At 28.5% G+C, this 6,195-nt stretch carries 3 protein-coding genes; all 3 read left to right on the top strand.

The window, feature by feature from the left end; all coding sequences use genetic code 11:
- Positions 1-472 precede the first annotated feature (472 nt).
- The 3 genes from RT228_RS17800 to RT228_RS17790 all read left to right on the top strand — a co-directional run bounded on the left by RT228_RS17800 (position 473) and on the right by RT228_RS17790 (position 6,032).
- Positions 473-3,250 carry a COR domain-containing protein gene (locus tag RT228_RS17800; RefSeq protein ID WP_313139186.1) on the top strand — a complete coding sequence of 926 codons (2,778 nt, stop codon included), beginning with the start codon at positions 473-475 and terminating at the stop codon, positions 3,248-3,250.
- A gap of 241 nt (positions 3,251-3,491) precedes the next feature.
- Positions 3,492-4,721: a site-specific integrase gene (locus RT228_RS17795; RefSeq protein WP_225600313.1), complete on the top strand. Its 1,230-nt coding sequence runs from the start codon at positions 3,492-3,494 to the stop codon at positions 4,719-4,721.
- Between the two features lie 195 nt (positions 4,722-4,916).
- Complete coding sequence (locus tag RT228_RS17790) at positions 4,917-6,032, top strand: Fic family protein (RefSeq protein WP_006260539.1); 1,116 nt, start codon at positions 4,917-4,919, stop codon at positions 6,030-6,032.
- Positions 6,033-6,195: the final 163 nt, after the last annotated feature.

The raw sequence follows: 6,195 nt of genomic DNA, 5'->3' as shown, positions 1-6,195 counted from the left end.
CAAACTTACTTCCTTACATTATATTATGAAATATGCACTTGCTCGGGCGGATACGTTAATAAAAGGCGGTGGAACTAAGAGCATGTCCCTATCAGAGGTTTGCAACAGACAGATATACTCAGCCCATGCCAATATAAGGCACAGGTGTAAGTCTATCTCTATGTTGGATGTTATCTGAAGGTCGCATTTCTGATAAACCAATAATGATAGATTACGCTTGTTCGTAATGTTTTCTAATTCAAATGTAGTTAATTTCCGAAGGAATGTAAATGTCTTAATTTGTCATTATAGTGATGTTGTTTTAATTTCTTTTAACTTATTTGAATTATAAGTATTTTTGGTTTTTAAAGTTGTTTATGAATGAAAGAAACCTATCATATTTAGACTTATTATGAATATAATTATTATGGAAATCTATCATATTTTTTAAATGATATGTTTTGAATTTTTAATACCTAACCCTAAAAAAAGTATGAAACCACATATAAAAGATAAATTAAAAGAATTAAAAACGAACACTTCTAAAGTTCAATTAAATTCAGGTAGATTGAAGGAAATACCTAATAAATTGAGAACATGTAATAATTTAAAATACCTTGATTTATTTGGTAACACCATAAATATTATACCAGATTGGTTCTATGAATTTAAGAATCTTGAGAACTTGAGTCTAAAGAATAATTCTTTTAAAGATTTACCAATTATAGTATTTACTATAGAAAATTTAAATTGTTTTAATATATCTGAGAATCAAATTTCAAAAATCACAGATCATTATTTTAAAAATTTAATGCATATAGAAAAAGTTGATTTAAGTTATAATCAAATTTCATATATATCTAACGACAAAATAACATTTTCAAAATGTACTAATTTAAACTTAAAAGGTAATAAATTAGAAGAGTTTCCTATAGCAATTAAAGATTGTAATAGCTTAGAAAAGTTAGATTTGTCTGAGAATAATATCTTTCAAATTAATGATGATATTTTTAATGATTTAGAAAATTTAGTAGAGTTAAACCTGAGTTTTAATAATCTTACATATTTACCTACAAGCATTGGAAAACTAAAAAAATTAAAAAGATTAATTCTAAGTGGAAATAAAATTAATCATTTACCTGTAGAATTTGAGAATCTAAACTCTCTTGAATATCTTGATTTCGATAACAATCCGATTGGTAGGGTTCCTGTGGAAATTTCAGCACAAGGAGCATCTGGTATTATTAATTATTATTTGTCATTAGGCGATAATGAACAGTTATTTGAAGCAAAATTATTAATCGTTGGTCAAGGAAATGTTGGTAAGACTTTTTTAATGAATAGATTAGTATATAATGACACTCCAGAAACCTGTTCAACAGAAGGAATAGAAATAAAAAACTGGTGTATTAAAACGTTATCCTCACAAGATTTCAGAGTAAATATTTGGGATTTTGGAGGGCAAGAAATCTACCATTCAACACACCAATTCTTTTTAACCAATAGATCACTTTACTTGTTAGTTTGGGAAGCAAGAACTGATCAACATCAAATAAGTTTTGATTATTGGCTTAATGTAATCAGATTGTTGAGTAACAACTCACCTGTGATTATCGTACTTAATAAGATGGATGAGAGAATTAATAATATAGATGAAAAGTCTCTAAAAGCTAAATTCAAAAATATAGTATCATTTCATAAAGTCAGTGCAATAACAGGTCAAAATATAGATTTATTATCAGAGAATATTAGTAGTGAGATTAACTCTTTGCCACTAATTGGAGATAAGCTTCCAAAAGTTTGGCTAGAGATCAGAAAAATTTTAGAATCATTGCAGTCAAATTATATTTCATTATCTGAATATTTGGCAATCTGTAATCAATGTGGTTTATCAAACAAACGTGGATTATTTTTAAGTCAATACTTCCATGATTTAGGTGTTTTTCTTCATTTTCAAGAAGATAACCTTCTTAGGCATATCATCTTCTTAAAACCTGAATGGGCTACAAATGCAGTTTATAAAATATTAGATTCTAAAGAAGTAATTCAAAGAAATGGAGAATTTGATCCTGAACTATTAGATACGGTTCTGTTTGAATTTGAAGCAGATAAGAGACCTTATATTGTGACTTTAATGAAAAACTTCGAATTATGCTTCGAAATTGAAAAAAACTTATTTCTTATTCCTGAATTATTAAAACCAGAAATAATAGATTTTGATTGGGATTACAATGATAATTTACGTTTTGAATACCATTATGATTTTATGCCTGCTGGAATCATGGCTAGATTTATTGTAAGAACAAGAAATCTGATTCATGATAACACATTTTGGAAAAATGGAGTGATTATTCAAAGAGAGAATACTAGAGCACTTATTACAACTGACCAATATTCTAGGAAATTATTTATTTGGATTAATGGAGATAATGCATCTTTTCTTTTAGAAATAATTCGCAAAGAATTAAATGACATTCATCAATCACTAAATTATCATGATGTGCCTGAGCGAATTCCGTGTATTTGTTCTGACTGTATAAATTCTAAAACGCCTCATCTATTTAACTATTCGTTTGTTAGGAAAATTGGTGTAACTAATGGCTTTAAAACAATTCCTTGTGAAATAAGTTGCACAGGTGTTAATGTTCATAAACTTCTAGGTCTTTATCATATTGAAAATACGGATAATGATAACAACCCTATATATTCATTAGATAAGATATTAACAGATATAATTGAAGTTTCATCTAGAATTTTAGAAAGAAAATATCAACAGAAAATAGAAGATCTGTATAACGATGGGTTAGTTGATCTTTTAAGAACAAAAGGACATAATGTTGCTGATCAAACTAGATCTGGATCTTCAAGTTCTGGAATTAGTTCTGGTGAATTGGATATTATGATCAGAAGGAATAATGGTATACCTATAACAATAATTGAATGTTTACGATTGAGCAGTTGTGGTAAAAAGAATACTATTGTATCTGATCATATAAATAAACTTTTATCAAAATATGATACTCATGATTTGAAAAGAAAGTTTGTTATTGTTTTTGCAGAGAGCAATAGATTAGATAATTTATGGGCGAATTATACTAAATACATAAAAGATATGGATTATGAAGATAAATACCCATTTTCTGGTTTTACTCTTCGAAGTGATTTACATAATAATATTGGAGCAATGAGAGTTGGAGTATCAAGACATGAAAATAATGGAGAGACATTAGAAGTTGTACATATAATGTTAGATATGTTTAATAAGAAATAGCCTATTGAAAAAACAAACCCCTCACTACCAAGGTAATGAGGGGTTCTTTTGTGGTCCCACCTGGGCTCGAACCAGGGACTTGCTGATTATGAGCCGGAGAAATGAATGTTGTATTTAATTGCATTTTGTTTCAAACCAACTGATTTTTAGTTAGTTGCAAAATTTTTAAAATATTTTTGTTTCATCTATTTGCACGATAAGTACCGATTTGTTGTACGTATGTTGTACTTTAAAATTATTTATGATGAAAACGAGTTTAAAAATTGTATTAAAAAAGACAAAATTAAGTGATGGAACTTACCCAATTAATCTTAGAGTTACTATTAATAGGAGGTCTAAATTCTATAAAACACCTTACAGTACTGCACCTAAATTTTGGAATGCAAAAGTAGGGGAGTTTACCTCTAAGTTCCCGAATTTTTTACAAGCCAATAGAATATTAAGTACGCTCAAACAAGATGCGTCAAAAGTATTGGATTTGATGATTGAACAAGAAAAAGAATTTACACTTGAAGTATTTGATTCTCTACTTCGACCAGAGAAGGTTGAGATTGTAAAATTTGTTGCTTTTTTTCAAAATAGGATTGAGCAATTCAAAGAAGCAGGTCAAGTTAGTTCAGCAAGTTCATATAATGATTCATTAAAGGCTTTAAAACGTTTTAAGCCTGGGGTGATCAAATATGAGTTTACACAAATTGATTATTCTTTTTTAGTAGCCTTTGAAGCAGACTTAAGATCAAGAGGCTGTACAAATGGAGGAATAGGTATATATATGCGTAATATACGTGCTATTTATAATTCTGCTATTAAATCAAAAATAGCATCTTTGGAGAATTATCCATTTAGAGACTATGTGATTTCTAAGTTGAAATCTACCAAGATAAAAAAAGCGCTTACAAAAGAAGAGTTACAGCTGCTACTTGATTATGACTTTTCAGAAAATACTGAAGGAGCTAAGGTGTTGTATACTTATTTATTTAGTTTCTTTTGTCGAGGAATGAACTTTACTGATATCGCTGAATTAAAATGGGATGATATAAACTCTAATCGTTTTAGTTATATCCGAAATAAAACAGGCGTGGCTATTAATGTAAAGATACCAGAGAATAAAGACTTGGATACTATCTTAAACTATTTCAGAATCTATAGGCCATTTGATACAGATTACATCTTTTCAATCCTGGATAAAGATCTAAGCTTATATACTAAAGAAGAACTAAGAGCACGAAAAAGTAGTGTTAGGGATTATTATAATAAGCAGTTAAATATCATTGCAAAGGAATGTGGGATTAAAACAAAGATTACCTTTTATACAGCTCGTCATACTTTCGCTACTCTATCATTAAAAAAAGGGGTGAACTTATATATGCTTAAACAGGCCTTTGGGCACCAATCTATTAAAACTACTGAAGCTTATGTAGAGGATTTTAATAGAGAAGAGCTTGATCAGGCATTTGAGAATTTGTTTTAACTATGTTTGTGGGGACTGATAAAACGTGTTTTGTAAAGAGGGAAGCTTATTTGATTTTTAATAGAGATTTATCTGTTTCTGTTTTACATTATAATTTAATAAAAAATATTTTGATTACAATAATATCTATATTTATGTAATCAAACATCTTTGTTTTTGTTTTTATTTGTATTTTTGTAATCAAAATAAAAATGTATGGATTATAATTTAGAGAAAGCGGTAGATTATCATTATGGTGTTTTTCCTCCAAAGAGTATTGATTATGCTCTTTTTATTCAAGAATTAGTGAGGGCTACTGATGCATTGGCACGTTTTGATCAAATGTTAAAAAACCTACATAACACTGAAATTTTATTAGCTCCTTTAAGAAATCAGGAGGCGGTAATATCTTCTAGAATTGAAGGTACAATTAGCACAATGGATGAGATACTTCAATATGAGGCTGATCATGAAGGTGAGGATATCACTACTGCTAAAACCGATGTAATAGAAACTATCTTATACCAACGTGCTTTGAAAAATGCTCAAAGTGCACTTGAAAGTGGCTATGATTTTTCATTAAGCTTTCTTAAGCAAATGCATCAACAGTTGTTATATTTAGGTAGAGGAGCAAATAAATCTCCTGGTGAATTTAAGAAAGAACAAAATTATTTGGCAGATAGGTTAAAAAGAGAAATTCAGTTTATTCCTATTAGGCCTGAAAATCTAGTTGATGGATTAGAGCAGCTTTTTAAGTTTCTAGAAAATAGTGATTTTCCTCCGTTAATTAAAACTGCTATTATGCATTTGGAGTTTGAAGCATTGCATCCTTTTAAAGATGGAAATGGAAGAATTGGAAGAATGTTAATTACGCTGAACTTATGGAGAGAAAAAATTCTTTCAGAACCTCATTTTTATATTAGTGGATATTTTGAAGAAAATAAAGATGAATATATAGAACAAATGCGTAATGTTTCCAAAACAAAGGATTGGAATGAATGGATTCTTTTTTTCTTAAAAGCAGTAGAAAATCAAGCGATTAAAAATTTAGAAATAGCTGAGAGTATAAAGAGTTTGTACGAAACTACAAAAACTGAATTCTCTGAGTTACTATCTTCAAAATGGAATATAGAGATACTTGATTTTATATTTACTTATCCAGTATTTAGAAATAATAAATTTGTTAGTACAACAAAGATCCCGAATGCAACAGCAGTACTAATGATTAAAAAATTAGTTGATAATGGCTATTTAGTTTTAAGAGAAGAATCATCAGGGCGTAGAGCTGCGATGTATTCTTTTGAACCTTTAATGAAATTAGTTAGAGTATAAAAATTGTAATCAATATTTTTTGTTTACATAAAAGTACTGTTTTTTGTAATCAAACTAGTTAGTCTTCAAAAATTGTAATCAATATTTTTTGCTTACATAAAAGTGCTGTTTTTTGTAATCAAACTAGTTAGTCTTCAAAAATTGTAATCAATATTTTTTGCTT

Source organism: Myroides sp., from assembly GCF_032073645.1.
GTDB classification, from domain to species: Bacteria; Bacteroidota; Bacteroidia; order Flavobacteriales; family Flavobacteriaceae; genus Flavobacterium; species Flavobacterium odoratimimum.
The sequence above is the reverse complement of the archived record's forward strand: the minus strand, read 5'-3'. Positions and strand labels throughout refer to the sequence as shown.

What these genes read in the sequence shown, in the direction of transcription:
- RT228_RS17800 (WP_313139186.1), top strand. Translation starts at nt 473, where the DNA reads ATGAAACCACATATAAAAGATAAATTAAAAGAATTAAAAACGAACACT.
- RT228_RS17795 (WP_225600313.1), top strand. Translation starts at nt 3,492, where the DNA reads ATGATGAAAACGAGTTTAAAAATTGTATTAAAAAAGACAAAATTAAGT.
- RT228_RS17790 (WP_006260539.1), top strand. Translation starts at nt 4,917, where the DNA reads ATGGATTATAATTTAGAGAAAGCGGTAGATTATCATTATGGTGTTTTT.